The sequence below is a fragment of the Streptomyces sp. NPDC002884 genome (assembly GCF_040295245.1).
Classification (GTDB): domain Bacteria; phylum Actinomycetota; class Actinomycetes; order Streptomycetales; family Streptomycetaceae; genus Streptomyces.
In genome coordinates, this window is the sequence record NZ_JBEOVB010000003.1 from 509856 (window position 1) to 536809 (window position 26954).

Below are 26954 nucleotides of genomic sequence, written 5' to 3' on the forward strand. Positions count from 1 at the left end.
CCGACGGCGTCGGCCGCCGGGTCAGAGCGTGGCCGAGTTCTCGTGCCAGCGCACGCCCGCCTGTCGGCGCGGGGCCGTGAGGGACGGCGTCACCGGGGTGACCGTCCAGTCCGGATGCCCGGGCATCCTCGGGGTCGTCGTCCCGTAGAGCCAGTCCCGCAGGAAGCCGGACACGTCCTGGCCGCAGGTGTGCGAGGCGAGGGCGATGTAGTCCTCCGTCGACGCCGAGGAGTTGCGGTGGCGGGCCAGGAAGGCCCGCTCGACCGCGTGGAAGGCGTCCTCGCCGATGAGCTGCCGCAGCGCGTACAGGACGAGGACGCCGCCCAGGTAACGCTGGCTGTCGAAGAGGTTGGCGGCGTTCGGCGCGGCGACCGGGCCGGACGTCCTGCGCCACTGGTCGCCGCGCGCGTAGGTGTCCTTCATCCGGGCCTCGAAAGTGGTCAGGCCCAGGGAGTCCGGCCAGCCCCGCTCGTAGCGGTACAGCAGCCCGTAGAAGTCGGCGTGGCCCTCGTTGAGCCACAGGTCGGCCCAGGTGGCGGGGCTGACGCTGTTGCCGAAGTAGGAGTGGACCAGCTCGTGCATCATGTGCGAGCCGATCTTCGGCTCCGCCTGGAGCAGGTAGTTCGGCTTGTACAGGGTGAGGGTCTGGGTCTCCAGGCCCGTGAAGTCGAAGGCGTTCGGGTCGTCGGAGTTGCAGGGCAGCAGTCCGTACGTCTCGAACGGGTAGGCGCCCAGCCGTGCCTCGAGCCACTCGACCAGGCCGGGGGTGAGCGCGAGGGCGGGCTCCAGGGCCTCGGCCCGCGCGGCCGGGACGACGTCGCGCAGCGGCAGTCCGTGCGGGCCGCTCCGCTCCTTGACGACGTAGTCGCCGACCGTGATCTGCACCAGTTCGGTGGCGATCGGCGAGCGGGAGCGGTAGGTGTACGCGGTGCGGTCGCCGGACAGGTCCTCGGTGCACACGAGCGAGCCGCTCGCGACGGCCCGCAGGGCGGCGGGGACGGTGATGCGGAAGGTGAAGTCCGCCTTGTCCGACGGGTGGTCGTTGCAGGGGAAGACGGTGTGCGCCGAGTCCGGCTGGGGACAGATCGCGAACCCGTCCGCCGTCGGGACCCACGCGGTGTGCGCGAGCGCGCGGCGCGGATCAGCCGTGTAGGTCACGCACACGGTGACCCGGGCCCGGGCGGGCAGCGGCCGGGCGGGGGTGATCCGCAGCTTCTCGTCCACCTGTTCGAAGGTGGCCGTGCGGCCGTCGACGCGGACCGTGCGTATGTCCAGGCCCAGGGCGTCCAGCGAGAAGCGGCCGAGAGCCTGGGTGGTGCGCAGCTCCAGGGTCGCCGTGGCGTCGACCAGCGTGGTCGAGGGGTCGTACGAGAAGTCGAGGTGGTAGGCGCCGACGCGGTACCCGTCGTTGCCGAGGGCCGGGAAGACGGGGTCGCCGAGGGTCTCGGGGCCCGGGGCGTCACCGGGCTCGGTGTCCGTGTCCGCGTAGGCCGCGTTTCCCCCGGCCAGGACTGCTGCCGCCGTGCCGATCAGCGCGGCCGCCGGGGCCGTCACTCTGCTGCGATATCTCATGGTCCGCTTTCGCTCGGGCGGCCGGGTGGTCGGTCCGGCCGTCGGATGAGGTCGAGATCTACCTCCATGACCGCGAAAACAGCCGCTTCGGTTGCACCGGGAGGACATCCGGACATCGCCAGGTGTGAGGAGACCCCTGTCGAGCCGGCGCCGGTCACGAGATATCTTGATGTCGAGCAATGTTGCAGACGTGGAGCGGAGCACCCGGTGACTGACTCGACCATCATCTATACGCACACTGACGAGGCCCCGGCCCTGGCGACGTATTCCTTCCTGCCGGTGGTCCAGGCGTACGCCTCGCAGGCGGGTGTCGCCGTCCAGACGCGGGACATCTCGCTGGCCGGGCGGATCATCGCCCTGTTCCCGGAGTACCTGACCGAGGACCAGCGCATCCCGGACGCGCTGAGCGAGCTCGGTGAGCTGGCCAAGACGCCCGAGGCCAACATCATCAAGCTGCCGAACATCTCGGCGTCGATCCCGCAGCTCAAGGCCGCGGTCGCCGAGCTCCAGGCCCAGGGCTACGCGCTGCCGGCCTACCCGGACGACCCGAAGACCGACGAGGAGCGGGACATCCAGGCCCGCTACGACAAGGTCAAGGGCTCCGCCGTGAACCCGGTCCTGCGCGAGGGCAACTCCGACCGCCGCGCCCCCGCGTCGGTCAAGAACTACGCGAAGACCCACCCGCACCGCATGGGCGCCTGGTCGTCGGAGTCGAAGACCAACGTCGCGACCATGGGCGAGAACGACTTCCGCTCCACCGAGAAGTCGGTCGTGATCTCCGAGGCCGGCTCCCTGCGGATCGAGCTGGTCGGCGACGACGGCTCCACCAAGGTGCTGCGCGAGTCGGTACCGGTCCTCGCGGGCGAGGTCGTCGACGCCTCCGTCCTGCACGTCGCGCCGCTGCGCGAGTTCCTCACCGCGCAGATCGCCCGGGCCAAGGCCGAGGGCGTGCTGTTCTCCGTGCACCTCAAGGCCACGATGATGAAGGTCTCCGACCCGATCATCTTCGGTCACGTGGTGCGCGCCTTCTTCCCGAAGACCTTCGCGCAGTACGGCCGGACGCTCGCCGCGGCCGGGCTGACCCCGAACGACGGTCTCGGCGGCATCTACAAGGGCCTCGAGTCCCTGCCGGAGGGCGCCGAGATCAAGGCCTCCTTCGACGCCGAGCTCGCCGAGGGCCCGGAGCTGGCCATGGTCGACTCCGACAAGGGCATCACCAACCTGCACGTGCCGTCCGACGTGATCGTCGACGCCTCGATGCCGGCCATGATCCGCACCTCCGGCCACATGTGGGGCCCGGACGGCCAGGAGGCCGACACCCTCGCGGTGCTGCCGGACTCCTCGTACTCCGGCGTCTACCAGGCCGTGCTCGACGACTGCCGCGCCAACGGCGCCTACGACCCGTCGACCATGGGCTCCGTCCCGAACGTCGGCCTCATGGCGCAGAAGGCCGAGGAGTACGGCAGCCACGACAAGACCTTCGAGATCCCGACCACCGGCACGGTCCGCCTCGTCGACCGGGCCGGCGACGTGGTGATCGAGCAGACGGTCTCCGCCGGCGACATCTTCCGCGCCTGCCAGACCAAGGACGCGCCGATCAAGGACTGGGTGAAGCTGGCCGTCACCCGCGCCCGCGCCACCGGCGACCCGGCCGTCTTCTGGCTGGACGCGACCCGCGCCCACGACGCGAACCTGATCGCCAAGGTCGAGGCGTACCTGCCGGAGCACGACACCGAGGGCCTGGACATCCGTGTCCTCGCGCCGGTCGAGGCCACCAAGCTGTCGGTGGAGCGCATCCGCCGCGGCGAGAACACCATCTCGGTGACCGGCAACGTCCTGCGTGACTACCTGACGGACCTGTTCCCGATCCTGGAGCTGGGCACCAGCGCCAAGATGCTGTCGGTCGTCCCGCTGATGGCGGGCGGCGGTCTGTTCGAGACGGGCGCCGGCGGCTCCGCGCCGAAGCACGTCCAGCAGCTGGTCAAGGAGAACTACCTGCGCTGGGACTCGCTGGGCGAGTTCTTCGCGCTCGTGCCCTCCCTCGAGCAGTACGCCGACTTCACCGGCAACACCCGCGCCAAGATCCTGGCCGACACGCTCGACCGCGCCACGGCGACCTTCCTGAACGAGGACAAGTCCCCGACCCGTCGCGTCGGCGGCATCGACAACCGCGGCAGCCACTTCTTCCTGTCCCTGTACTGGGCGCAGGAGCTGGCCGCGCAGACCGACGACGCGGACCTGGCGAAGGCCTTCGCCCCGCTCGCCGAGACCCTCGCGGCGAACGAGCAGACCATCGTCGACGAGCTGAACGCCGTCCAGGGCAAGCCCGCCGACATCGGCGGCTACTACCAGCCCGACCCGGCGAAGGCGGCGGCGTTCATGCGCCCGTCGACCACCTGGAACGAGGCTCTGGCGTCCCTGAGCTGACGCCCCGCAGCACCCGCCTCCGCCCCGACCGGGCCTTCCCGGCCGGGGCGGACGTGCGTCCGACGCCGCCCCCGGACCGTGCCCCGGCGCGCCGGTCCCGCCCCGCGACCGCGCCCCCTCCCCGGCGGCCGTACGGATCGCTCCGAGGTGCCGGTATGGCATCTTGATCACTCGCCATGCCGTCGACAACGTCCGGAGCAGCCTCGTGACCCCTGCCGCACCGTCCTTCTCCCTCCTCCCCGGCGCCGCCGGCTCGCCGGTGATCCTTCATGTGCCGCACTCGGCGCGGGAGATACCGGCCGGGGTGCGGGCGGGCATCGTGCTGGACGACGGGGCGCTGGAGCGGGAGCTGGACCACATCACCGACTCGCACACCGCGGAGATCGCCGAGGCGGCGGCGCGGCTGGCGTCGGTGACGCCCTGGCGGTTCGTGAACCGGCTGTCGCGGCTGGTCGTCGATCCGGAGCGGTTCCCGGACGAGCGCGAGGAGATGCTGGCCGTCGGCATGGGGGCCGTGTACACGCGGACCACGCACCGCGAGGTGCTGCGACCGCGGGAGACCGATCCCGAGCCGCTCGTCGCCCGCTACTTCCGGCCGTACGCTCGGGCGATGACCGACGCCGTCGCCGAGCGGCTGGCGGCCGTCGGACGGGCCGTGGTCGTCGATGTGCACTCCTACCCCACCGAGCCGCTGCCCTACGAGCTGCACAGTGAGGGGCCGCGGCCGCCGGTCTGCCTGGGCACCGACGCCTTCCACACCCCGCCCGAGCTGCTCGCCGCCGCGCGGAAGGCGTTCGGGGAGGCGGCGGGGGAGATCGGGCTCGACAGCCCGTTCGCCGGGGCCTATGTGCCCCTGGAGCACTACGGGAAGGAGCCGCGGGTGAGCGCGCTCATGGTCGAGGTCCGGCGGGACACGTACATGACCGAGCCGGGCGGACCGGCCGGGGCGGGACTCACCCGGCTCGCCTCGGCGCTCGCGACCCTCGTGGACACCGTCACCGCCTGACCTCCGGCCCGCACACCCGTACCGGGCGGACGGGCGGATCCCGGAGACGGCGGACGGCACAGCCACGGACACCGGCAGTGGACATCGGCCGTGGCGACCGGCCGTGGCGACCGGCCGTGGACATCGGCAGTGAAGACCGGCGGTGGAGACCGCCGTGCCGCCCTGCCGGGCCCCGAGGCGGATGGGCACACCGGTGGACGAGCATCGGCCGACTGCCGGGCCGGGCCACCGTGGAAACCGCCGCTCAGGCCTGCCGAGACCCGCGCCGCAGGTGGACGCGTCGCCGGCAGGCGGCCGGGCCGACCGGCACAGGAGAGCGCCGCTCAGACCCGTCGGGACCCGCGCCGCAGGTGGACGCGTCGCCGGTGGACGCGCCGGCGGTGGACGCGTCGCCGGTGGGCACGTCGGCGGTGGGCACGTCGGCGGGCTGCTGCCGGGGCTGTGGCCCACGGTCGCGGCCCGGCAGGCCGCCTCGCGGCGGAAGGCCGTTGCCCGGGCGGGCGTAGAGCCCGCCCGTCGGCTTCGGGCTCAGGCGCGCAGCCACTCCGTCACGACCACCTCCGCGCCGGTCCGCAGCCGCAGGGCGAACGGGCCGCCCGGAGGTGTGTCGCAGGCGAAGCGGCCCATGTCGTCGGCGGTGAGCGAGGCGCCCGCCCGGGGGCCGTGCAGGACCTCGATCGAGGCCGACTGGGGCGGCAGCAGCTGACCCATCAGCCCCTCGTCGGTCACCTCGACGTCGACCGTCAGCGCACCCGTGTGGAAGGTCAGCATCCGTGGCACGTCCACCGCGCCCCGCACCGGGATGGCGTCGACCAGCGAGTCGAAGGTCAGCTCGGCGATCCGCGCGTCCAGGTCGTGCAGCGCGTAGGCCTCGATGGCGGCCCGCCGCAGCTCGGCGGGAACCGGGTCCAGGATGGCGGCGGCCTGGCGGAGTTCCTCCTCCAGCCGGTCGTGGTCGAACTCCTCGTCGACGAAGGGGACTTCGCCGAAGATGTCGTCCTGTTCGTCGTCGTTCATACCGTTCATGCCGTTCACAGGGCTCCCCGTGCGTCGAGTCGGGCGCGCAGGCGGCGCAGACATCGCTGGCGCATCGGTCCGATGCTGCCGACTGCGATGCCCAGGGCGGCCGACACCTCCTGATAACTGGGCGGCGGCGAGGCGATCAGGACCCGCAGCAGCTGCCGGCAGCGCTCGCCGAGCGCCTCGAACTCCTGCCACAGGAACCGCACCCGCTCGCTCTGCGCGGCCGCCTCCTCCGAGTCGAGGACCGACTGCTCGGGAGTCAGCTCCTCGCTGGCCCGGTCGAGCAGCAGGGGATCGTCGGTCGGGGTCAGCCGCCTTAAACTCTTGATCACTTTCAGGCACTCGTTGCGCGCGGTGCTCGCGAGCCACGCACCGGCCTTGTGCGGCTCGCGGATCCGCCCGAGATGCTGGGCGAAGCGGAACCACACGGTCTGGTACACCTCGTGCCCGTCGGCGTCGGAGAGCCGATGCGCGCGTACGACCGACCACACCAACGGGCTCAGCCCGTCCACCAGCGCCTTCCAGGCCGCCGTGTCACCGTCGACGGCGGACTGGACGAGCGCGCCGACATCAGTACGGTCCACGGCCCCACCCCTCGTGTACGGCCTGTCATCGTACGCCGTGGCGGGGCCCCTCTCGGACGTCATGCCGCCCTCACGCCGGACCGACCTGGGCCGGTCGCCAGGTGGGCGGAAGCAGTGCCGGTACGTGCGCGCCCCGCACCTCCGCGAACTCGGAACCGGTGTCGAGGAGCCGGCGGGCGGCGGCCCGTGGATCGGTCAGCCGGTGTGCGGTCATGTGGGCCGCGACCAGCCCGGCCACCAGGGGGGTCGCGAAGGACGTGCCGCTCCAGGACGCCAGTCCCTCGAACATCACCTGGTCCGGCTTGCCCGGGGTGACCTGCTGCGCCTCGCTCAACACGCCGGTGTGGCGCGGGGATCGGCAGGTGCAGGAGTAGGTGAAGCCGTAGCGGCAGGCCTCGTAGGTGGAGTGCTGGTAGACGTACGGGACGGGGGTGTCGAACCCGCTGAGGGGGCCGGTGAGGCGCTCGCCGGGGGCGTAGACCTTCACCCAGGGGCCGTGGTTGCTGAAGCAGGCGCCGAACTCGCCGTCGCCGCGCAGCGCGCCCACCGACAGCACCGCGTCGGCGTAGTCGGGCAGCGCGGCGTAGGCGGCGGGCCAGAACGGCGCGGCGCTGCCGTTGTTGCCGGCGGCCGCGACCAACAGGGTGTCCCGGGACCGGAGTTCCTCCATGAAGGCGGCCACCCCGAGCAGGCCGTCGACCCGGCCGTTGGAGGTGCCCGCGGAGAGGCTGAGGATGTCGGGCCAGCCGTCCTCGACGGCGTCGAAGAGCCGCTCGCCGAACTCGGACTCCAGGATCGCGCCGGCGTCGTTGAGGGTGCCCCGTACGGTGACGTCGGTGTGCGGCGCGACGGCCGCGACGAGCCCGGCGATGAACGTGCCGTGGCCGACGTACTGCTGGAGGATCCCGTCCTCGTCGGTCTCCCTGACCTGGGCGTCGCCCTCGGTGCGGGCCAGCAGCGGGTAGGAGCGGTAGTCGTGGGTCAGGCCGGTGTCCACGACGAGCACGCCGACGGCGTCCGCGCCCTCTTCCCCCGCCGCGGCGCCGGCGGCCGGTGCCGCGGAGGGGTTGGGCGTGGCGCTGCGCGGGGCGGGCACCGGTTCGTCGCCGGGGCAGGCGTTGACGGCGATCGACACCAGGTGGTTGCGGCTGACCAGGCGGCGGCCCGCGCGGCCCTCCGTCTCCCGCAGCGCGCGCAGGGCCCCCGCGACGGTGCGGTCGGTGCCGAGGCCGCCCTCGCCGGCGTCGCCGACCCGGATGCGGGTGATGCCCGAGCGGTTGGTCTCCGGGCCCGCCCGGCGCACATGGTCCGGGACCAGGCCCTCGGTCGCGGTGAAGTGCGAGCGGACGGCGTCCTCGACGACCCGGGCCTCCTCGCCGTCGCGTGCGAGGACGACGCCCTTCTCGTAGATGAACTCGGCGGAGTCGTCCGGTCCCATCGCCAACGGGACGTCGGGCAGCGAGCGTTGGATGTGGTCGAACTGCTCGTGGAATCGCTGTGGTGCCATGGCGTGTCCTCCCCCTACAGCCGGTGGTCGACAGCAAGACCCGCCGGACGGCCGTCTGATACAGGTGGTGCGACGGCAGATGGGGGTGGTGCGGTTGCGGCCGCGCGCCCCCTCACGGTGCCGAGTCCGTTGACGCGACGTCCAATTGTTACTGGTGGATACGGTGCCGAACCGGTGTGGCGTGCAGGCCGGAGCACTACCATCCGTGGAGTGACAGCGGGAAACGACTCGGTTCTCGAACTGCTGCCGATGGTGTTCGCCGCCCCGGGCGACGCGTTGTCGCGGGCGCGAGGAGTGCTCGGCACCGACCCGACGCCGTTGCACGCCTCGGTCGCCCACCAGGTGATCGGCATCTGGCAGCGGGACTGGGGCGACATGCGTCTCGCCCTCGACCATCTGCGGCGCGCCCGGGACCTCGCGGCGCGCGCGGACTCGGCCGAGCGGGAGGCGGACGTCCTCGGCACGCTCGGCGTGGCGCTGGTGCACGCGGGCCGCACCCGGCAGGGGCTCGCCGCCTTCGAGCGGGGGGTCGAGCGCGGGACCGGGCACACCCGCGCGCGGGTGATGTACCGGCGGGCCTACTCCTTGTGGGTCCTCGGCCATCATCGCGAGGCACTGGAGGACGTACGCCGGACGATCCCCGTGCTGCGTCAGGCCGACGACGTCATCTGGACGGCGCGCGCCCTCACCCTGCGCGCCACCGTGCACCTGGCGCTCGGGGCGGTGGACCGGGCGGAGGCGGACTTCACGGCGGCCGAGGCGCTGTGGGACACCACCGGCCAGGAGCACGACAAGGCGGACGCGGTGGAGAGCCGGGGGCTGGCCGCCTTCCGTTCCGGCGACGTGCCGGCCGCGCTGCGGCTCCTCGACGAGGCGGAGGAGCGGTACGCCAAGCTCGGCACGCCGACGTTCATGCTCAACATCCGGCGCTGCGAGGTCCTGATGGCCGCCGGACTCGCGCCGGAGGCGCTCGCCGAGGCGGACGCGGCGATCGGGGTCCTGGACCGTATCGGAGGCCAGTCCACCCGCAAGGCGGAGCTGCTGCTGACAGCCGCGAGGGCGGCGCGGCTGGCGGGCGATCCGGGGACGGCGATCGCGCGCGCGGCGGTGGCCGAGCGGCTCTTCGCGGGCCAGCGGCGCACCTGGTGGGAGACGCACGCCCGGCTGGTGCTGATCGAGGCCCGGGTGGCCACCGGACGCGGCTCGGGGCGGCTGGTCGCGGACGCCGCGAGGCTCGCCGAACGGCTGGCCGCCTTCCAGGCGCCGGCCTCACCGGAGGCCTGGCTGCTCGCGGGCCGGATCGCACTGGACCTGAACTGGACCACGGACGCCGAACGGTATCTCCAGATCGCGGCCCGCAGCCGGCGCAGCGGGCCGCCGCTGGCCCGGATGACGGGCTGGGCGGCCCAGGCGCTGTGGGCGCGGGCCACCGGCTCGGACCGTGGCGTGCTGGAGGCCTGCCGCCGCGGGCTCGACGTCCTCGACGACCACCGGACGACGCTGGGCGCCTCGGAGCTGCGGGCCCGGGCCACCGCGCAGGGCGCCGAACTCGCCGCGCTGGCCCAGGAGGTCAGTCTGGAGCGGGGCGGGCCACGGCAGCTGCTGGTGTGGAGCGAGCGGTGGCGGGCCACGGCGCTGTCGACGCCGCCCACCCGGCCGCCGGCCGACCCGGCGCTGCTGAGCGGGATGACCGCCTTCCGGGTGATCGCCGCCCGCGCGGAGGCCGCCCGGATGGACGGCCGGCCGGTGCCGACGCTGGAGCGTGAACAGCGGCGTCTGGAGCGGGAGATCCGTTCCCGGACCCTGCACATCCGCGGCGTCACGCCCTGGGGCGGCGACCGGTTCGGCGGCGACCGGTTCGACGCGGGCCGGCTGCTGGAGCGGCTCGGGGAGGGACGGCTGGTCGAACTGGCCGTTCTGGACGGGCGGGTTCAGGTGCTGCTGTGCGGGGGCGGGCGGGTGCGCCGGTTCGCGGGCGGGCTGCTGGCCGAGGCGGAGCGGGAGGCCGAACACGTACAGGCCGGGCTGCGGCGGCTGGCCCACCCCGGCGCGGAGGGCCGGCTGCCGGTGGTGGAGGCGGCGGGACGAAAGCTGGAGGAACTGCTGCTCGGCGAGGCGGCGCGGCACCTGGGCCCGGGTCCGCTGGTGGTGGTGCCGCCGGCCCGGCTGCACCGGGTGCCGTGGGCGCTGCTGCCGTCGCTGCGGGAGCGCGTGGTCAGTGTGTCGCCGTCGGCCAGCGGCTGGCTGCGCGCGCGGGGGACCGAACCGCCCCCGGGCGGCCGGCAGGTCCTGGTACGGGGTCCGGGGCTGGCGACCGGCGGAGCGGAGGTGCCGGAGGTCGCCGGGCGGTACGGCAGGCCGATCGTGCTGGAGCAGGACGACGCCCATGTGGCGCGCGTGCTGCAGGAGTTGGACGGTGCCGCGCTCGCGCACATCGCCGCGCACGGCACGTTCCGCGGCGACAGTCCGATGTTCTCGTCGCTGCGGATGGCGGACGGACCGCTGATCGTCCACGACTTCGAGCGGCTCGCCCGCAGCCCGTACCGGATCATCCTCTCCAGCTGCGACACCGCCCGGCTCGCCTCGGTCGGCGCGGACGAACTCCTGGGCCTGGTGACGGCGTTGCTGCCGCTGGGCACGGCGGGTGTGCTGGCGAGCAGCGCTCCCGTCAACGACGCGGCGGTCGTCCCGCTGATGCTGGCTCTGCACAAGGGCGTCAGCGCGGGACTCTCGCTGGCCGAGGCGCTGCGGGACGCGCGCGCCGCGCTGCCGGACGACGCGCTGCACCAGGCGACGGGCTGGGCGTTCACGGCGTTCGGCGCGGCGTGAGACGGCTCCGGGCCCGGCCTGTTCAGGCAGGCTGGTCCACCAGCCACGGGAGGGCGCCGCGGTCGCCGGCGCCGAGCCGGGTGTAGGCGCCGTAGAGGTGGTTGCCGACGGTCCGGACGGACAGGGTGAGGCGTTCGGCGATCTGCCGGTTGCTGAGGCCGGCCGCGGCGAGGGTGACGATCTGCCGTTGCCGGGCGGTGAGTTCGCCCAGGACCAGGCCGGACAGGGCCGGGGTACGGGCGCCCTGGCAGCGCCGGGCCAGGGCGACGGCACGCGTACGGGCGGTGCGGGCCGCGCCGGCGTCCCGGTGGACGCGTACCGCCTGCGCGTACGCCTCGGCCGCGAAGAGCAGGAATCCGCGCTCCTCCAGTTCGGCGGCCGCCAGGTCCAGCGCGGGTCCGTCGCCCCCGGCGAGCGCGCGGGCGTGCCGGGCGAAGGAGCCGTCCGGGGGGAGGAACCGGACGGCGTGCCGGGGAGCGCCGAGGCGTACGGCGTCGTAGGCGGTGTAGGCGTCGGGGGCCGGGTGGTCGGGGGCCGGGCCGGGGGCGTCGGCCGCGCGGGGGGTGTTGCCCGTGCGGGAGTCGTCGGCGGTGCGTGCGGAGCTCGCTTCCGGCGGGGCCGGGGTCGCCCGGGTGTCGCGGATGCCGGTACCGGCGCCGTCGGCGGGGGCGGCAGCCGCGCCGGGGGGCGGGGCGGTGTGTGCGAGGTTCTTCACGGCCGTGTCGAGGTCTCCGCGGGCGGCCGCCGGCCATGCCGCTGTGCCGGGGTGTTCGGCGAGGAGGTCGATCGGCGGGCCCGTCTCGCCCGACTGGACGGCGGCCAGGGCGAGTTCGGTGCGACAGTCGTGGTCCTGCGGGGTGGTGGCCAGGCCCTCGCGCGCCCAGGCCGCCGCCTCGCGCAGTTCTCCCCGCAGCCGTGAGAACCGCGCGCGGACGGCGGCGTACCGCGCCGATACCGGTTCCCCCTCCGCGACGAGCCACTCCCCCACGGGCGTGGGCGTCGTGCGGACGTCGGCCCGCCCGATGCGGCGGGTCAGCTCGGCCGCCTCGGTGTCGAGGGCGGACGCGGTGGACCGTCGTCGGCCGGTGAGCCGTCTCGCGCGCAGCCGGCCGGTCTCGGCGCGCAGCACCGGGCCGTGCAGGGGGTGGGCCAGGCGGACGGTCTCGTCGTCGTCGACGTCGAGGAGGCCGTCCGCCTCCAGACGTTCGAGGATCCGCAGGTCCAGGGAGTCCGCCGCCAGCGGCAGCGGTTCGGCGAAGGCGAGCCGGTCGAGGATCTCGCGTTCGTCGGGGCAGGTGCGGCCGAGCACGGCGGCGGCGCGTTCCCGCAGGGCCGGGGTCACCGGGATCGGGCCGCGCCAGGTCCGCTCGTCGGTGTCCTCGTCCCTGGCCGGCAGGCTCCGCTCGCGCAGCGCGTCCAGCAGGTCGCGCAGGAGGCGCAGGTCGCCCCCGCACAGCCGGTACAGGCGATTGGCGGCAAGGGGCTCCAGGGGGCCGTCGGCGCCGGCGTCGAGGAGCGGGGCGGTGTCCTCGCGGGGCAGTGGCTCCAGGGCGAGGCGGGGCAGCAGTTCGCCGGTCCACAGCCGGCAGACGGCGCCGGGCGGGCGGGCCCCGTCGGTGACGAGGACGAGCAGCCGGGTGCGGCCCTGGACGGCCAGCTGGTGGAGCAGGGCGGCGGAGGCGTCGTCCAGCAGATGCGCGTCGTCGACCAGCAGTTGCCGTACCCCGGAGAGGAGTTGGACCGCCCTGTGCAGGGTGACCGTCTCGGGGAGCAGATGGGCGAAGGCGGAGAACGGCAGGTCGCGCGTCCCGGGGGTGCCCGCCACCCGGGCGCAGTCGGTGCCGCGCACCGCCTCCATGGCCAGCCGGGTGCGGCCGCAGCCCGCCGGTCCGGTGATCACCATCCCGGGCCGGCCCACCGCCAAGGAGCGGCGGACCAGCTCCAGTTCCTCGTCGCGGCCCGTGAACGGCCACGGCAGTCGCAGGGTCCCGGCGTGCGGTCCGATCGTCGTCACACCTAGGAGAGTCGGCATACTCACGCCTGATACAGGGCGACTTGAGTAGCCCCCGACTCAGGCCGGGCGGCGGTCCGCACGGCAACCTGGAACCCATGACCGCCCGTTACTGCTCGCTCGCCCAGCAGTCGGTCCCCGCGTTCGCGCCGGGGCTGGCCGCCGAGCGGCTCGGCGCGCTGATGAGCGGGCGGCGGATGTGGGTCAACGGCACGGTGCTGCACTACTGCTTCCTCGACGGCGAGAGCGACGGGTCGGTCATCGCCCTGCCGGGCTCCGGGGGGACCCGCTGGGTGTCGTGGGTCGGCGGCGAGAACCAGCGGGAGGTCGTGCGGGACTGCTTCCGCGAGTGGCGGGAGCTGGGCATCGGGGTGTCCTTCGCCGAGGTCGCCGACCGCTCGGAGGCGGAGCTGCGCATCGGGTTCCAGCCGGGTGACGGCTCCTGGTCGGCGGTGGGCCGGGACGCGCTGTCGGCCGGTCTCAACGAGCGCACCATGAACTTCGGCTGGGACCTGACCGCGCCCGGGGAGCGCGCGACGGCCCTGCACGAGATCGGACACGCGCTCGGCATGCAGCACGAACACCAGAGCCCGTTCGCCGGTCTGCACTGGGACGACGAGGCCGTGTACGCCGATCTGGCGGGCCCGCCCAACCACTGGAGCCGGGAGCGGACCTGGTTCAACATCCTGCGCAAGCTGGATCCGGCCGAGGTGAACGGGTCGGTGTGGGACTCGCAGTCCGTCATGGAGTACCCCTTCTCGGCGGGGCTGATCCTGGAGCCGGAGCAGTTCCGCGGGGGTGTGCGTCCGGCCGGCGGGCTGTCGCCGCTGGACAAGGAGTTCGTCCTCGGCTGGTATCCGCCGCCCGACGCGGCACGGCCGCCCGCGCTGGTGCCGTTCCGTTCGGCGCCGCTGTCGCTGGGTCCGGGCGAGCAGGTCGACTTCACCGTCGAGCCGCGCGAGACCCGCGAGTACACCTTCGCCACCTTCGGGGAGAGCGACTCCATGGTCGTGGTCTTCGAGGAGCGGGACGGCGAGCCCCGGTTCCTCGCGGGGCACGACGACGGAGGCGCTCCGCACAACGCCACGATCAGGGTCCGGCTCGTCCGGGACCGCCGCTACTTCGTCCGCGTACGCCTGTACTCCGGCTGGGGTTCGGGCGAGACGGCGGTCATGTGCTGGTGAGCCGGCAGGCCGCCCAGAGACCACAGTCCGGCGCCGGGGGAAGCGCCGGGGACGCGTCGCCTTCGGGGGAGGGGGACGCGTCCCCGGCCACACCGGGCCCGCCGTCGGCGGGCGGGTCCGCCCGGCGTGTTTCCATCGTGCGAACAGGCCGGCCGGGACGGCGACAGGAGCGTCCGGCCGGTGTGAGCATGACGGCATGCTTCCGGGAGATGATCGCGCGGCCCGGCGGGTACTGACGGTCTGTCTGGCAGCCGGGGCGACGACCCTGCTGGACCAGTCGGTCCTCAACATCGCCGTTCCCGCGCTGCGCCAGTCACTGTCCGCCGGCGCCACCGACGTGCAGTGGATCGTCTCCGGCTACTCGCTGGCCTTCGGGCTCGCCCTCATACCGGGCGGCAGCCTGGGTGACGTACGCGGTCGCAAACACCTGTTCCTGATCGGCCTTTCGACGTTCGTACTGTGCGGCCTGGTCGCCGCCACCGGCACCCACCCGGCCACGGTGGTGGTGGCCCGGCTGGTGCAGGGGGCGGGCGCCGGACTGGTCAACTCCCAGGTGATCGGCACCCTCCAGGACGTCTTCCACGGCCTGGACCGGGCCCGCGCCCTCGGCCTGTACGCGGTCACCGGCGGGGTCGCGGCGGCGCTGGGTCCGGCGCTCGGCGGGGCGCTGGTCGCGCTGTGCGGTCCCGGGACGGGCTGGCGGCTGTGTCTGCTGCTGAGCGCGCCGTGCGGAGCGGTCACCCTGTGGCTGGCGGCACGCCGGCTGCCGCCGCCCCGGCGGGTCGCGGCGCCCGGCCGTCTCGACCTGTGGGGACTGGTGTGCGTGGCCGCGCTGACCCTGTCCCTGATGCTGCCGTTCATCACGACGCCGGACAGCGGCGGCGCGGCCGTGCTGTGGGGGGCGGCGGCGCTGCTCGCGGCGGGCGCGCTGGTGCTGGGCCAGTGGTGGCGGGTCCGGCGGGGGCGGGTGCCGCTGGTGCACCCTTCGCTGGTCCGTTCGGCGCCGTACACGCTGGGCACGTTGGTGGCGATGGCGAACTTCGGCTCGTCCCTGGCGGCCGGGCTGGTGCTGACCCTGTTCCTGCAGAGCGGGCTCGGTCTCTCGGCGCTCACCACGGCGGCCGTGACACTCCCGTCGGCGGTCGCGATGGGGGTGTCGTCGGCGGTGGCCTGGCGGGTGGTGCGGCGGATCGGCGCCCATGCCGTCACCCTCGGTCTTGCGGTGGGCGTCCTCGCCCTGCTGGGCGGCGCGCTGGCGGCGATGACGCTGCCGCTCGGCGCGCTGCCGCTCGTACTGGCGGCGGTCCAGGTGGCCTCGGGGGCCGCGGCCGGTCTGACCGTCTCCCCCAACCAGGCGCGCGTCCTCCAGCACGCCCCGGCCGAGGCGGCCGGGGTGGCGGGCGGCATCCTCCAGATGACCCAGCGGATCGCGGCGGCCGTGTGCCTCAGCGCGGTCTCCGGGATCTACCTGCGGGGTTCGGCCGGCGCGGAGGGCGCGCCGAGGACGGCGTTCGCACTCGCGTCGGTCGTCTGCGCTGGCCTGCTGGCGGCGGCCCTGCCGGTGAGTGCGGCGCTGCAGCGCGTTCCGTCCGGCGCGGGGCGGGTGCGGGGCCGGGCGGGGGCCGCGGACCGTACGTCGAGCGGGGCGCCGTAGGCCGTCGGCGGGTCAGTCGCCCTGTCCCGGACGTGTCCGCGACACGCCGCCCGGCTCCAGCGGTCGCGCCGGATCCTTCGACCACTCCTCCAGGGAACCGTCGTAGAGGGACACGTCCTCGCGCCCCAGCAGGGTGAGGGCGAGGGCCACCCCGGCGGCCGAGATGCCACCGCCGCAGTACAGGACGACCGGCGTGTCGATGGTGTCGAGAACGGCGCCGACGCGCGCGGCGAGGTCGGCCGCGGGCAGCAGGCGCCCCTCGGCGTCCAGGAGTTCGCGACCGGGAAGACTGCGGCTCCCGGGGATGTGTCCGCGTCGGCTGTACCGGGTGGGGACCGATCCGTCGAAGCCGCCCGCGGGCAGCGCGCAGACCAGCGTGCCGGGCCGCTCGCCCCGGCTGATGGCCCCCACTTCGTGGACATCCGTCCACACTCCGGGACGCGGGACGGGGGTCACGGGGGTCACCTCGGGAGCCGGCACCGTGTCCTCGCCGGACGCGAGCGGCCGGCCCGCCGACTCCCAGGCCGCCAGGCCGCCGTCGAGCACGGCCGCCGGCACGGAGACCGCCCGCAGCATCCACCACAGCCGGGCCGCCCAGATCCCGCCCCCGGTGTCGTACACGACCACCGCGCTCCCCTCCCCCACGCCGAGTCGGGCGAGCGCGTCGGCCAGGGCCTCCGGGCCCGGCACCGCGAAGTGGTAGGGCGCGTCCGGGTCGGCGAGGTCCCCCGTCAGGTCGGCGTACCGGGAGCCGGGGAGGTGTCGTCGGACCCATCCCTCGCGGCCGCTCGCACAGCGGTGGTCGCCGTCGTGCCGGGGCGACGGGAGCAGCACCGTGGCGTCGAGGACGACCAGCCCGGGGTCGTCGAGCCGGGCGGCCAGCCAGGTGTCGTCGACGAGGGGGCCGGGCAGCGGGGAGGTGGTCATGGCGGCCGATGGTACGCCCGTGAGCTGGGCGTCTTACCCACTGATCATGGCCGTCTCACATATCGGATCAAGGTTGCGCGAGGACCGTCGGCTGCCGTTATGGTTTCGGCCATCTACGCGGGAGCCCCTCCCCGGACGGGCTGAGAGGGCGTCTGGGATCCGTTCGTCGAACGCGGTCCCCATGGGGACGCCGACCGCACGAAACGCGCCCCGGCGCCCCGCGTAGGAGTTCACGTGTCCGCAGCAGTAGAGCCGAAGCCTCCGGTGGCCTCCACCCCGGCGGGCAGCTCCTGTTGTTGTCGCACGTGCAGCTGCCGCGCATGCCGCTGTCACCGGTCCGTCTGACCGCGCACCGCCCCGCACACCGCGCTCTCCCTCCCCCCCCCCGCCACTCTTCCGCGTTCTCGCGCGCCGCCTTCGGAGTTCCCTCATGCCGCACATCCGGGTCATGCTCGACTATTTCCATCCCTGGCCCAATTCCTCCGGTTTCTATGTGGCCCGTGCCCACCGCTGGTTCGCGCAGGCCGGGCTGGACGTGGAACTCGTGGTCCAGGATCCGGGACGCGGCGACACCCTGGAGTACCTGGCCCGCGGCGAGGTGGACTTCGGCGTCTTCCCGCCCAACCGGCTGCTGGCCAGACGGGCCGCGCACGGCCAGCCGCTGATCGCCGTGGCCGCCGTCAACCACCGGGGTCTGGAGGCGATCCAGACCACCGCGTCCAGCGGCATCACCCGCCCCCGTGAGCTCGCGGGTCGTCGCGTCGCCCTCAATCCGACCCCGCGCGGGCTGGCCATGGTCCGTCATCTGGTGGCGGCCGACGGCGGCGACCCGGACGCGGTGCTCATGATCGACGCGGGCACACGCGAGCTGACCGTAGACGACATCGCGGCGGGCGAGGCCGACGCCACCTTCGGCACCTACTGGTCCTGGGACGCGCTGCGCGGCGACCTCCCCGAGGAGCAGCGCGTGACCTGGCCGGTCGACGAGATCGGCGCACCCCGCTACCACAGCTACCTGCTGGGCACGAACGAGCGCCTGCTCGCCGAACAGCCGTCTCTCGTACGGGACTTCCTCGCCGTCACGGCCCGGGGCTACGCGGCCGCGGCGCAGGACACCGAGCGGACGCTGGAGCTGCTCGAAGGGGTCATTCCCTACTTCCCCCGCCCCTTGATAGCCCGTTCCCTCGCCCTGGTCGCACCCACCTGGACGGACCCGGAGGGCCGTTGGGGAGTGATCGATCCGACGCGCACGGGTCCGTACGCGCACTGGCTCGCGGAGCACGGCGCCCTCGCGCACGACCGGGACTGGGACCGCTCCTTCACCAACGCGCTGCTGCCGGCCGTGACCGCATGAGTGTCCTGTCCTGCCAGGCGCGGGGGCTGACCCGGCGGCTGGCCGTCGACTTCAAGCGGGTGGACAGCGCGCTGTGTCGCCGGGCGTGACCGCGCCGACGCCGCCCCGACCCCCCTCGCCCCCGAAGGAACCCTCATGCACCGCCGTACCGCCCTGTCCGTCCTCGCCGCGTCGGCCGTCCTCGCCGCCACCGGCTGCTCGGCGGACCCCTCGGCCGACGCCGCCGCCAAGGACGGCACCACGACCGTCACCCTCGCCCTGGACTGGACCCCGAACACCAACCACACCGGGATCTACGTCGCCCAGCAGAAGGGCTGGTTCAAGGCCGCCGGCATCGACCTGAAGATCGTGCCCTACGGTTCGACCGCGCCCGAGACGCTGATCGCGAGCCACAAGGCCGACTTCGGCGTCTCGTACCAGGAGGGCGTCACCACGGCGCGCGCCGCCGGGCAGGACATCACCTCCGTCTACGCCGTCACCCAGAAGACGAACGTCACCATCGCGGTGCGCGCCGGCCGTACGGACATCACGTCCCCGAAGGACCTGGACGGCGAGACGTACGCCGGTTTCGGCGCGCCCTACGAGAAGCCGCTCCTGCAGAAGGTGATCCAGAACGCGGGCGGCAAGGGGGACTTCAAGCAGGTCACCCTCAGCACCTCGGCGTACGCGGCGCTCTACGCGGGCAAGGCCGACTTCGCGATGCCGATGCCGACCTGGGAGGGGCTGGAGGCGGAACTGAGCGGCAAGCCGCTGAAGAACTTCCAGTTGTCCGACTACGGCTTCCCGGCGATCTACTCGACGCTCCTCGCGTCCTCCGACCGGTTCCTGAAGAAGAACCCGGCGGTCGCGAAGAAGTTCCTGGCCGCCGTCGACAAGGGGTACAGGTACGCGGCCGACCACCCCGACCAGGCCGCGGACCTGCTCGTCGACGCCAACAAGAGCGTGCTCACCAACACCGAACTCGTGCGCAAGAGCGAGGAGTTGCTCGCCAAGGAGTACTACAGGGCCGCCGACGGCACGATCGGCACCCAGAGCGAGGAGCGCTGGCAGGCCTTCGCCGACTTCGAGTACCGGGCGGGGCTGCTGAGCGACGCGAACGGCCGCAGGCTGACCGAGGCCCCGGACGCCGGGTCGTTCTTCACCAACGCCTACCTGCCGGCCTCGAAGGACGCCGGGAGCGCCAAGTGAGGTCGCTGCTGCGGTCGTTGTGGCCGCCGTTGCTGGTGCTGGCCGTCGTGGTCGGCGGCTGGCAGCTGTACGTGACCGGCGCGGACGTCGATCCGACGATGCTGCCGTCGCCGGCGCGGGTGCTGGAGCAGGGCTGGGCCAGCCGCGCGGACCTGTGGGCGCAGACCGTGCCCACACTCCAGGAGACCCTGCTCGGCTTCGCGCTCTCGTTCGCGGCGGCGTGGCTGGTCGCCGTCCTCCTGGACTTCTCGGCGGCCGCCCGCCGGGGCCTGTACCCGCTCCTGGTCGCCTCGCAGACCATCCCGATCGTCGCCGTGGCGCCCCTGCTCATCATCTGGTTCGGTTTCGGGCTGCTGCCGAAGATGCTGGTGGTGACGCTGACGACGTTCTTCCCGCTGGCCGCCAACCTGGCCGCCGGGTTCGCCGCGACCGACCGGGAGGCGATGCGGCTGCTGCGCTCGCTGGGCGCGGGCCGGCTGCGGACGTTCCGGCTGGTGCGGGTGCCGAGCGCGATGCCGTACTTCTTCGCCGGGCTGCGGGTGAGCATCACCTACGCCGTCGTCGGCGCGGTGTTCGCGGAGTACGCCGGCGCGGAGGCCGGGCTCGGGATCTACATGCAGGCGCAGAAGAGCGCGTTCCGCACGGACCTGGTGTTCGCGGCGGTGGGCGTGACGGCGGCGCTGAGCATCGCGCTGTTCGGGGCGACCTGCCTCCTGCAGCGGCTGGTACTGCCGTGGGAGCGGGCGCAGCGGGAGGAGAGGTCATGAGCAGTCTGCGTATCGAGGGGGTCGGGAAGTCCTTCGGCTCGCTGGAGGTCCTGCGGGACCTCGAACTGTCGGTGGAGCCGGGCGAGTTCGCGGCCGTGATCGGGCCGAGCGGCAGCGGCAAGAGCACGCTGTTCAACCTCGTCTCGGGGCTCGACCGGCCGACGACCGGACAGGTGCTGGTGGAGGGCGAACCGGCCGGGGTGGAGTCCGGCAAGGTCGCCTACATGCCGCAGAAGGACCTGCTGTTCCCGTGGCGGACCGTGCTGGACAACACCGCGCTCGGCCTGGAGGCGCAGGGCGTGCGCAAGAAGGAGGCCCGGGCGCGGGCCGACGCATTGTTCGCCGACTTCGGCCTCGACGGCTTCCAGAAGGCGTACCCCTCGCAGCTCAGCGGCGGGATGCGGCAGCGGGCCGCGCTGCTGCGCACGGTCGTCCTGGAGCGTCCGGTGCTGCTGCTGGACGAGCCGTTCGGGGCGCTGGACTCGCTGACCCGCACCGAGATGCAGCTGTGGCTGGCGCAGATGTGGGAGCGCCACCGGTGGACGGTGCTGCTGGTCACCCACGACATCCGCGAGGCGGTGCTGCTCGCGGACACCGTGCACGTCCTGTCGCCGCGTCCGGCCGGTGTCGTCGCCCGCGTGGAGGTGCCGCCGGCCCGCTCGCGCGGGGCGGAGGAGTTCACCGCGCCCGGGTTCGCGGCCACCGAGCGCCGGGTCCTGGAGGCGCTGCGCGGCACACCGACGGTGCCGGCGGGGGTGCGTACGGGATGAGTGCGCATCTGGCCCACGGCCTGGGCACCGACCCGGTCGAGCCCGACTGGGCGCCGCTGACCGACGACGAGGTGACGGACGTCGTCGGGGCGGGCGCCCGGGTGGTGTGGCGCAGCCCGCGCCCGCTGTCCGCGGCGGCCGTCGTCGAGCGGGACGGACGGCGGCTGTTCGTGAAGCGGCACCACGTCGGCGTGCGCTCCCCGGAAGGGCTGGCGGAGGAGCACGCCTTCCTGCGGCACCTGCGCGAGCACGGCGCACCGGTGGTGGAGGTGCTGCACTCGGCGGCCCGCGGCACGTGGACGTACGAGGTGCACTCGGCCGGCGCCGGGCAGGACCTGTACCGGGACGCGCTGTCCTGGTCGCCCTTCCGGTCCCGCGCGCACGCCACGGCCGCGGGCGAGGCGCTGGCCCGGCTGCACCTGGCGGCACGGGGGTTCGACGCGCCGCGGCGCCGGGTGCAGCCGCTCGTCGCCTCGTTCACGGTGTTCGCGGCGCAGGATCCCTGGGGCGCGCTGGCACGTTTTCTGGACGAGCGGCCCCAACTGGCCTCGGGAATCCGGCGGTTCCCGTGGCGCGAGGACGTCCGGCGGGTGCTGCTGCCGCTGCACGAACGGCTCGCGCCCCATCTGGCCGGCCTGGAACCCCTGTGGACCCACAACGACTGGCACGCCTCCAACCTGCTGTGGGACGGCGACGGACAGGTCCGCACCGTCCTGGACTTCGGCATGAGCGACCGCACGACGGCCGTGCACGACCTGGCCACGGCGATCGAACGCAACGCCGTGCAGTGGCTCCGGCCCGGCTACCCGGTGCGGGAGGAGGACGTGACCGCGCTCGTCGACGGCTACCGGTCCGTACGACCGCTCACCCCCGCCGAGTCGGCCGCGCTGCCCGAGCTGCTGCCGCTGGTGCACGCCGAGTTCGCGCTGTCCGAGCTGGGCTACTTCCACGGCGTCACCCGGTCCGCGGAGAACGCCCGGCTGGCGTACGAGTACTGCGTGGGGCACGCCGAGTGGTTCGCCGGCGAGGACGGCGGACGCCTGCTGGACGTCGTGGCCGGGGCCGCCGGGGTGGAGCGCGGGGGATCCGCGGCGCGCACCCTGCGGTAGGCGTCGGGTGTGCGCCGTCGGCGCGGCGGCGGCGAGGCCGGCCGCGCCGACGGGCTCACGTACCGGCGGTGCGTGGGAACGCCGGTGGTGGCGGGAACGCGGGTGGTGGATCAGCTCGACGGGGCGGAGTGACCCCTGCGGCGCCACTCCTCGGCGAGGAGTTCGTAGGAGCGGACACGGTCCGTGTGGTCGTGGGTGATGGTGGTGACGAGCAGTTCGTCGGCGCCGGTGGCCTCCTGGAGCTGCTCCAGGTGGTCGGCGACCCGGGCCGGGGAGCCGACGAACTGGGTGTCGATCCGGTCCTGGACGAGTGCGCGGTCCTCGTCGGTCCAGATGTGGGCGCGCGCTTCCTGCGGGGTCGGGAACGGGATCGCGCCCTCGGCGGTGCGGATGCTGCGCACCCACAGGCCGTAGCCGGTGGCGAGTTCACGGGCACGGGCGTCGTCCTCGGCGACGACGACATCGGCGGAGACACTGACATGGGGCGCGTCGAGGGACGCCGAGGGCTTGAAACGGGCCCGGTAGCCGTCGACCGCCTCCAGGACGCTGGCCGGGCTGACGTGGTAGTTCGCGGCGAAGCGCAGACCGCGGGCGCCCGCGACCTCGGCGCTCTGGCCGCCGCTGCTGCCCAGGATCCATACGTCGACCTCGGCGCCCTCGCCCGGTACGACATGTGCCTCGACGCCCTCCGGGGAGCGATAGGTACCGGCCAGCAGGGCGAGGATGTCGTCGATCTGCTCGGCGTAGTCCTGCGAGGTGGCCTCCGGCAGGAGGAGCAGCCTGCGCTGGAGGGCGATCCGGGGCGAGCCGAGGAGGCGTTCGAAGGAGAAGCGCGGCGGGATCAGCAGGCCGTTCGGGGCACGGCCGTCGACGACCGGGGTGGCCGCGGCAGGCGGGCTCGCCTGCTCCCCCGGCGGACGGCCGCCGGAGCGGCCCAGGCCCAGGTCGAAGCGGCCGGGGTGCAGCGCGTCGATCAGACCGAACTCCTCCACCGTGGACAGGGCGGTGCGGTGACCGAGCTGTACGGCGCCGGAGCCGAGCCGGATGGTGGAGGTGGCGGCCGCTGTCAGGGCCAGGACGACGGCCGGGGACGTGCCCGCGACACCGGGGTTGAGGTGGTGTTCGGCGAACCAGTAGCGGGCGTAGCCGAGCCGTTCCGCGTGCCGGGCCAGGTCGATGGAGTTGCGCAGGGCGTCCGCGGCCGTCGAGCCCGAGGAGATCGGGACCAGGTCGAGCACGCCGAGGGGGATCTCAGGCACGGGCCGGCTCCTCGGTGTTCGACGGTGTGGGAAGCACCGGACCCCAGTCGAACGGCGGGTCCGGTATGTCCTTGCGGAGCACGGGCGCCACCTCCGACTGGAACAGTTCCAGCGAGTCGCGGTGCTGGGGTTCGGTCAGGCCGCCGGCGTCGGCGTGCACATGCAGCACGCTGTGGCCGAACCGCTCGTGGTAGCGGTGCACCTTGTCGACGACCTGCTGCGGGCTGCCGATCAGGGCGGAACTGCGCTCGACGAAGTCCTCCAGCGTCTCGAAGACGACGGGCAGGCCGGCCTGTCTCTGGAAGGCGAGCGTGCCCTCGAAGACCGGCCGGTAGGCCTCGGCGGCCTCCTGGGAGGTGCGCGCCACGTACAGTCCCGCCGAGCCGGCGCCGACCGCGAGGGCGCCCGGGTCGTGGCCGTAGTGCTCCCAGCGCTCCCGGTAGTACCGGATCAGCTCGGCATAGGGCTCGATGGGGTGGGTGACGTTCGCCGAGAACAGCGGGTCGCCGTAGCGGGCGGCCAGGTCGACGGACTCCTTGCTGGTGGCGCTGCCGTGCCAGACCCGGACGGGCCGCTGGTACGGCCGGGGCCACACCTCCGCGTCCGTCAGCTCCGGACGGAAACGGGTCGCCGCGGTGACCTTGTCCTGGCGCCAGATCTGCCGGAACACCTCGTAGCTCTCGGCGTTGCGCTCCCACTGGTCGTCGGGCGTGACCTGGAACAGCTCGCGCTGGGCGGCGCCGTTGCCCTTGCCGATGATCAGTTCCAGGCGGCCGTCGGAGAGGTGGTCGAGGGTGGCGTAGTCCTCGTAGGCGCGCACCGGGTCGAGGAGGCTGAGGGTCGTCACGGCGGTGAAGAGCCGGATGCGGCGGGTGAGGGCGGCGATGTGGCTCAGCACCACCGGCGGGGAGGAGGAGATGAACGGCCGCTCGTGCCGCTCCCCCACCCCGAAGCCGTCGAAGCCGAGTTCCTCGGCGAGCAGGGCGTTGTCGAGCACCTCGCGGAAGCGGTCCCGGGTCGGCTTCAGGACGCCGGTGACCGGGTCCGGGCGGTGCACGATCAGGGTGATGGCGAGGAACTTCACGAGGCCACCCGCTCGGCGGCGCCCGTCTCGTCCGGGTGCGCGAGGCCGAGGTGGTCCCGGAGCGTGGTGCCCTCGTACTCGGTGCGGAAGACGCCCTGTTCCTGGAGGAGCGGGACGACCTTGTCGGCGAACGCGTCGAGGCCGCTCGGGGTGATGTGCGGGACGAGGATGAAGCCGTCGGCGGCGTCGGCCTGCACGTAGTCGTTGATGGTCCTGGCGACGGTGGCCGGGGAGCCGACGAAGTTCTGGCGGTTGCCGGTCTCGATGACCAGGTCGCGGATCGACCAGTTGTTGGCCTGTGCGAGCTCCCGCCATTCGCGGGCCGTGGCCAGCGGGTCGCGGTACATCCGGACCTGGGCGCGGCCGCGCGCGATGTGGCTCTCGCCGAGATCCGGGTCGATGTCGGGCAGGGGGCCCTCCGGGTCGTAGCCGGACAGGTCCCTGTTCCAGACGAACTCCAGGTGCTTGAGGGCGGTGGCGCCGCTGACCTGCTGGCGGCGCACGTCCTTGGCGATCTCCTCGGCCTCGGCGTCGGTGTCGCCCAGGACGAAGCTCGCGGCGGGCAGGATCAGCAGTTGGTCGGCGCGCCGGCCGTACTTGGCCAGGCGTGACTTGACGTCGGTGTAGAAGGCCTGCCCGGCGTCGAGGGCCGCGTACCGGCTGAAGATCGCGTCGGCGGACGAGGCGGCGAACTCGCGGCCCTCGTCGGAGTCCCCGGCCTGGAAGATCACCGGGCGGCCCTGGGGGCTGCGCGGGACGTTGAACCGGCCCTGGATGTCGAACTGCCGGCCCTCGTGGACGAAGGCACCGGCCTTGGCGTCCTGGAGGAAGGTGCCGGTGCTCTGGTCGGCGACGATCTCGTCACCCCGCCAGGAGTCGAAGAGCTCGCCCGTGGTGGCGAGGAACTCCTTGGCGCGGGCGTAGCGCTCGTCCTGCGGGAGGTAGCCGCCACGGCGGAAGTTCTCGCCGGTGAAGGCGTCCCAGGAGGTGACGACGTTCCACGCGGAGCGGCCGTCGGAGAGGTGGTCGAGGCTGGCGAACTGGCGGGCCACCTCGTAGGGCTCGTTGAAGGTGGAGTTGATGGTGCCGGTCAGGCCGAGGCGCTCGGTGACGGCGGCGAGCGCGGCGAGGATCGTGAAGGTGTCGGGGCGGCCGACCACGTCCAGGTCGTAGATCTTGCCGCCTTGTTCGCGCAGGCGCAGCCCCTCGGCGAGGAAGAGGAAGTCGAACTTGGCGCGTTCGGCGGTCCGCGCGAAGTGGGCGAAGGAGCTGAACTCGATATGGCTGCCGGCCCGCGGGTCGCTCCACACGGTGGTGTTGTTGACGCCGGGGAAGTGCGCGGCGAGGTGGATCTGCTTCTGGGGCTTGCTCATGGTGGGGTGTCCCTCCCGCTCAGACGGCGGCGTAGCGGTTGGCGGGGCGGGGCAGGCCCAGCAGCCCGCGCAGGGTGTCGGCCTCGTAGGCGCGGCGGAAGGCGCCGCGGCGCTGGAGTTCGGGGACGAGGCCCCGGGTGATGGCCGCAAGGTCGTGGCCCGCGACGGCGGGGCGCAGCCGGAACCCGGTCAGGCCCGCCGCCTGGAAGTCCTGCAGCAGATCGGCGAGTTGGGCGGGCGAGCCGGCGAACACCCGGGCGTCGCTGCGGTACTCCTCGCCGGCGAGGGCGTCGAGGCGGTCGCGTCGGGCGGCGGCCTCGGCGGGGTCGTCGTCGAGGAAGACGACCAGGTCCGCGAAGACGTGCAGCGGCTCGGCGGCCCGGCCGGCCCGCTCCTGTTCGGCGCGGATCTCGGCGACGATCGCCCGGGCCTGGTCGGTGTCGTGCGGGGTGACGTACCCGACGTCGGTGGCGCGGGCCACCAGGCGGTACGGGACCGTGTCGTGCGCGAGGGCGCTGACCAGGGGCTGGCCCTGCGGCGGGCGCGGGGTGATGGAGGGTCCCTTGACGCTGAAGTGGCGGCCCTCGAAGTCGATGTAGTGCAGTTTGTCGCGGTCGACGAAGCGGCCCGTCGCCACGTCCCGGATCTCCGCGTCGTCCTCCCAGCTGTCCCAGAGGCGGCGCACGACCTCGACGTAGTCGGCGGCCTCGTCGAACAGGTCGGTCACCAGGTCCTGGGTGGCCGGGGCCTCGTAGACCTCGATCCGGGGGATCGTGCGGCGGCCGAAGTGGGCGGCGTCGGCGGGACGGGCGCTGACCTGGACGCGCAGGCCGGCGCGGCCGGCGCTCACGTAGTCGAGGGTGGCTATCGCCTTGGAGAGATGGAACGGCTCGGTGTGCGTGGCCACCACGGTCGGCACCAGGCCTATGTGGTGGGTCAGCGGGGCGACGCGGGAGGCGACGAGAACGGCGTCGAGCCGGCCGCGCACCTGGTCGGTGCGGTCGTCCGGGTCGAGGAAGTGGGAGGACTGCGGGCCGAGGCCGTCCTCGATCGTCACGAAGTCGAGCAGTCCGCGCTCGGCCTCGGCGACCAGGTCGGCCCAGTAGCCGGCGGTGAACAGCTCACGGGGTCGGGCGACGGGCTCGCGCCAGGAGGCGGGGTGCCAGCCGGTGCCGTCCAGAGCGACGGCGAGATGCAGCGGGGAGGAGGAGGTCGGGGACACGAGGGTGCCTTCCTGGAGGTCCGTACGAGAGCGCCGGCCTGCGCGCAGGGACTGCGCGGGCACAGGGCGGGGGGCGGGCCCGGTGAGACGGGGGTCCCCCCGGC

20 protein-coding genes are annotated in these 26954 nt (G+C 73.6%); 10 read left to right on the forward strand and 10 right to left on the reverse strand.

Annotated elements, in window-relative coordinates:
- Positions 1 to 21: 21 nt before the first annotated feature.
- Positions 22 to 1572 carry a M1 family metallopeptidase gene (locus ABT070_RS09645; RefSeq protein WP_351757106.1) on the reverse strand — a complete coding sequence of 517 codons (1551 nt, stop codon included), beginning with the start codon at positions 1570 to 1572 and terminating at the stop codon, positions 22 to 24.
- Positions 1573 to 1779: 207 nt separating this feature from the next.
- Here ABT070_RS09645 and ABT070_RS09650 point away from each other — a divergent pair, with 207 nt between their 5' ends.
- Together ABT070_RS09650 and ABT070_RS09655 are read left to right on the forward strand one after the other, a co-directional pair.
- Positions 1780 to 3999 carry an NADP-dependent isocitrate dehydrogenase gene (locus ABT070_RS09650; protein WP_351757109.1) on the forward strand — a complete coding sequence of 740 codons (2220 nt, stop codon included), beginning with the start codon at positions 1780 to 1782 and terminating at the stop codon, positions 3997 to 3999.
- A gap of 205 nt (positions 4000 to 4204) precedes the next feature.
- On the forward strand, positions 4205 to 5005 hold the full coding sequence (locus tag ABT070_RS09655; protein WP_351757112.1) for an N-formylglutamate amidohydrolase: 801 nt from the start codon (positions 4205 to 4207) through the stop codon (positions 5003 to 5005).
- 528 nt (positions 5006 to 5533) lie between these two features.
- Here the strand turns inward: ABT070_RS09655 and ABT070_RS09660 are convergent.
- The 3 genes from ABT070_RS09660 to ABT070_RS09670 all read right to left on the reverse strand — a co-directional run bounded on the left by ABT070_RS09660 (position 5534) and on the right by ABT070_RS09670 (position 8119).
- Entirely contained in the window at positions 5534 to 6022 is a 489-nt protein-coding gene (locus ABT070_RS09660; protein WP_351757113.1) for a hypothetical protein, read from the reverse strand.
- Positions 6023 to 6036: 14 nt separating this feature from the next.
- Positions 6037 to 6612: an RNA polymerase sigma factor gene (locus ABT070_RS09665; RefSeq protein ID WP_351757115.1), complete on the reverse strand. Its 576-nt coding sequence runs from the start codon at positions 6610 to 6612 to the stop codon at positions 6037 to 6039.
- Positions 6613 to 6682: 70 nt separating this feature from the next.
- Positions 6683 to 8119: a S8/S53 family peptidase gene (locus ABT070_RS09670; RefSeq protein WP_351757118.1), complete on the reverse strand. Its 1437-nt coding sequence runs from the start codon at positions 8117 to 8119 to the stop codon at positions 6683 to 6685.
- A 249-nt stretch (positions 8120 to 8368) separates the two neighbouring features.
- On the opposite strand from ABT070_RS09670, the gene ABT070_RS09675 reads away from it, so the two are divergent.
- The gene (locus tag ABT070_RS09675; RefSeq protein ID WP_351757371.1) at positions 8369 to 10948 is read left to right on the forward strand and encodes a CHAT domain-containing protein; all 2580 of its coding nucleotides are present in this window, start codon (positions 8369 to 8371) and stop codon (positions 10946 to 10948) included.
- 22 nt (positions 10949 to 10970) lie between these two features.
- On the opposite strand, the gene ABT070_RS09680 is transcribed toward ABT070_RS09675, so the two are convergent.
- Positions 10971 to 12962 carry a LuxR C-terminal-related transcriptional regulator gene (locus ABT070_RS09680; protein ID WP_351757120.1) on the reverse strand — a complete coding sequence of 664 codons (1992 nt, stop codon included), beginning with the start codon at positions 12960 to 12962 and terminating at the stop codon, positions 10971 to 10973.
- A 95-nt stretch (positions 12963 to 13057) separates the two neighbouring features.
- On the opposite strand from ABT070_RS09680, the gene absR1 reads away from it, so the two are divergent.
- Both absR1 and ABT070_RS09690 read left to right on the forward strand, forming a co-directional pair.
- A complete protein-coding gene (absR1, locus tag ABT070_RS09685; protein ID WP_351757122.1) occupies positions 13058 to 14143 on the forward strand; it encodes a beta-glucuronidase AbsR1 in 1086 nt (361 codons plus the stop codon).
- Positions 14144 to 14339: 196 nt separating this feature from the next.
- Positions 14340 to 15797, forward strand: coding sequence for an MFS transporter (locus ABT070_RS09690; protein ID WP_351757125.1), 1458 nt, complete (start codon positions 14340 to 14342; stop codon positions 15795 to 15797).
- 12 nt (positions 15798 to 15809) lie between these two features.
- Here the strand turns inward: ABT070_RS09690 and ABT070_RS09695 are convergent, their stop codons facing one another.
- Entirely contained in the window at positions 15810 to 16724 is a 915-nt protein-coding gene (locus ABT070_RS09695; protein WP_351757128.1) for a sulfurtransferase, read from the reverse strand.
- Between the two features lie 430 nt (positions 16725 to 17154).
- On the opposite strand from ABT070_RS09695, the gene ABT070_RS09700 reads away from it, so the two are divergent.
- From ABT070_RS09700 to ABT070_RS09720, 5 genes are all read left to right on the forward strand, one after another.
- Positions 17155 to 18078: an ABC transporter substrate-binding protein gene (locus tag ABT070_RS09700; protein ID WP_351757130.1), complete on the forward strand. Its 924-nt coding sequence runs from the start codon at positions 17155 to 17157 to the stop codon at positions 18076 to 18078.
- Positions 18079 to 18213: 135 nt separating this feature from the next.
- Positions 18214 to 19266, forward strand: a complete 1053-nt coding sequence (locus tag ABT070_RS09705) for an ABC transporter substrate-binding protein (RefSeq protein WP_351757132.1) — start codon at positions 18214 to 18216, stop codon at positions 19264 to 19266.
- Positions 19263 to 20033: an ABC transporter permease gene (locus ABT070_RS09710; protein ID WP_351757135.1), complete on the forward strand. Its 771-nt coding sequence runs from the start codon at positions 19263 to 19265 to the stop codon at positions 20031 to 20033. Before ABT070_RS09705 ends, ABT070_RS09710 begins: the two co-directional genes overlap by 4 nt.
- Positions 20030 to 20803, forward strand: coding sequence for an ABC transporter ATP-binding protein (locus ABT070_RS09715; protein ID WP_351757138.1), 774 nt, complete (start codon positions 20030 to 20032; stop codon positions 20801 to 20803). The genes ABT070_RS09710 and ABT070_RS09715 overlap by 4 nt, the downstream gene beginning before the upstream one ends.
- A complete protein-coding gene (locus tag ABT070_RS09720) occupies positions 20800 to 21912 on the forward strand; it encodes a phosphotransferase enzyme family protein (RefSeq protein WP_351757141.1) in 1113 nt (370 codons plus the stop codon). Before ABT070_RS09715 ends, ABT070_RS09720 begins: the two co-directional genes overlap by 4 nt.
- A 110-nt stretch (positions 21913 to 22022) precedes the next feature.
- Here the strand turns inward: ABT070_RS09720 and ABT070_RS09725 are convergent, their stop codons facing one another.
- The 4 genes from ABT070_RS09725 to ABT070_RS09740 are packed head-to-tail and all read right to left on the reverse strand — an operon-like array spanning position 22023 to position 26850.
- Entirely contained in the window at positions 22023 to 23171 is a 1149-nt protein-coding gene (locus ABT070_RS09725; RefSeq protein ID WP_351757144.1) for an LLM class flavin-dependent oxidoreductase, read from the reverse strand.
- On the reverse strand, positions 23164 to 24255 hold the full coding sequence (locus ABT070_RS09730; protein WP_351757145.1) for an LLM class flavin-dependent oxidoreductase: 1092 nt from the start codon (positions 24253 to 24255) through the stop codon (positions 23164 to 23166). Before ABT070_RS09730 ends, ABT070_RS09725 begins: the two co-directional genes overlap by 8 nt.
- The gene (locus tag ABT070_RS09735) at positions 24252 to 25628 is read right to left on the reverse strand and encodes an NtaA/DmoA family FMN-dependent monooxygenase (RefSeq protein ID WP_351757147.1); all 1377 of its coding nucleotides are present in this window, start codon (positions 25626 to 25628) and stop codon (positions 24252 to 24254) included. Before ABT070_RS09735 ends, ABT070_RS09730 begins: the two co-directional genes overlap by 4 nt.
- A 19-nt stretch (positions 25629 to 25647) precedes the next feature.
- Positions 25648 to 26850 carry an LLM class flavin-dependent oxidoreductase gene (locus tag ABT070_RS09740; RefSeq protein ID WP_351757149.1) on the reverse strand — a complete coding sequence of 401 codons (1203 nt, stop codon included), beginning with the start codon at positions 26848 to 26850 and terminating at the stop codon, positions 25648 to 25650.
- Positions 26851 to 26954: the final 104 nt, after the last annotated feature.

Bases quoted from the DNA above. Each gene is read 5' to 3' on its own strand.
- ABT070_RS09700 (WP_351757130.1), top strand. From the start codon at position 17,155: ATGCCGCACATCCGGGTCATGCTCGACTATTTCCATCCCTGGCCCAAT.
- ABT070_RS09645 (WP_351757106.1), bottom strand. From the start codon at position 1,572: ATGAGATATCGCAGCAGAGTGACGGCCCCGGCGGCCGCGCTGATCGGC.
- ABT070_RS09670 (WP_351757118.1), bottom strand. From the start codon at position 8,119: ATGGCACCACAGCGATTCCACGAGCAGTTCGACCACATCCAACGCTCG.
- ABT070_RS09675 (WP_351757371.1), top strand. From the start codon at position 8,369: ATGGTGTTCGCCGCCCCGGGCGACGCGTTGTCGCGGGCGCGAGGAGTG.
- ABT070_RS09735 (WP_351757147.1), bottom strand. From the start codon at position 25,628: ATGAGCAAGCCCCAGAAGCAGATCCACCTCGCCGCGCACTTCCCCGGC.
- ABT070_RS09705 (WP_351757132.1), top strand. From the start codon at position 18,214: ATGCACCGCCGTACCGCCCTGTCCGTCCTCGCCGCGTCGGCCGTCCTC.
- ABT070_RS09695 (WP_351757128.1), bottom strand. From the start codon at position 16,724: ATGACCACCTCCCCGCTGCCCGGCCCCCTCGTCGACGACACCTGGCTG.
- ABT070_RS09715 (WP_351757138.1), top strand. From the start codon at position 20,030: ATGAGCAGTCTGCGTATCGAGGGGGTCGGGAAGTCCTTCGGCTCGCTG.
- absR1 (WP_351757122.1), top strand. From the start codon at position 13,058: ATGACCGCCCGTTACTGCTCGCTCGCCCAGCAGTCGGTCCCCGCGTTC.
- ABT070_RS09690 (WP_351757125.1), top strand. From the start codon at position 14,340: ATGCTTCCGGGAGATGATCGCGCGGCCCGGCGGGTACTGACGGTCTGT.
- ABT070_RS09660 (WP_351757113.1), bottom strand. From the start codon at position 6,022: ATGAACGACGACGAACAGGACGACATCTTCGGCGAAGTCCCCTTCGTC.
- ABT070_RS09720 (WP_351757141.1), top strand. From the start codon at position 20,800: ATGAGTGCGCATCTGGCCCACGGCCTGGGCACCGACCCGGTCGAGCCC.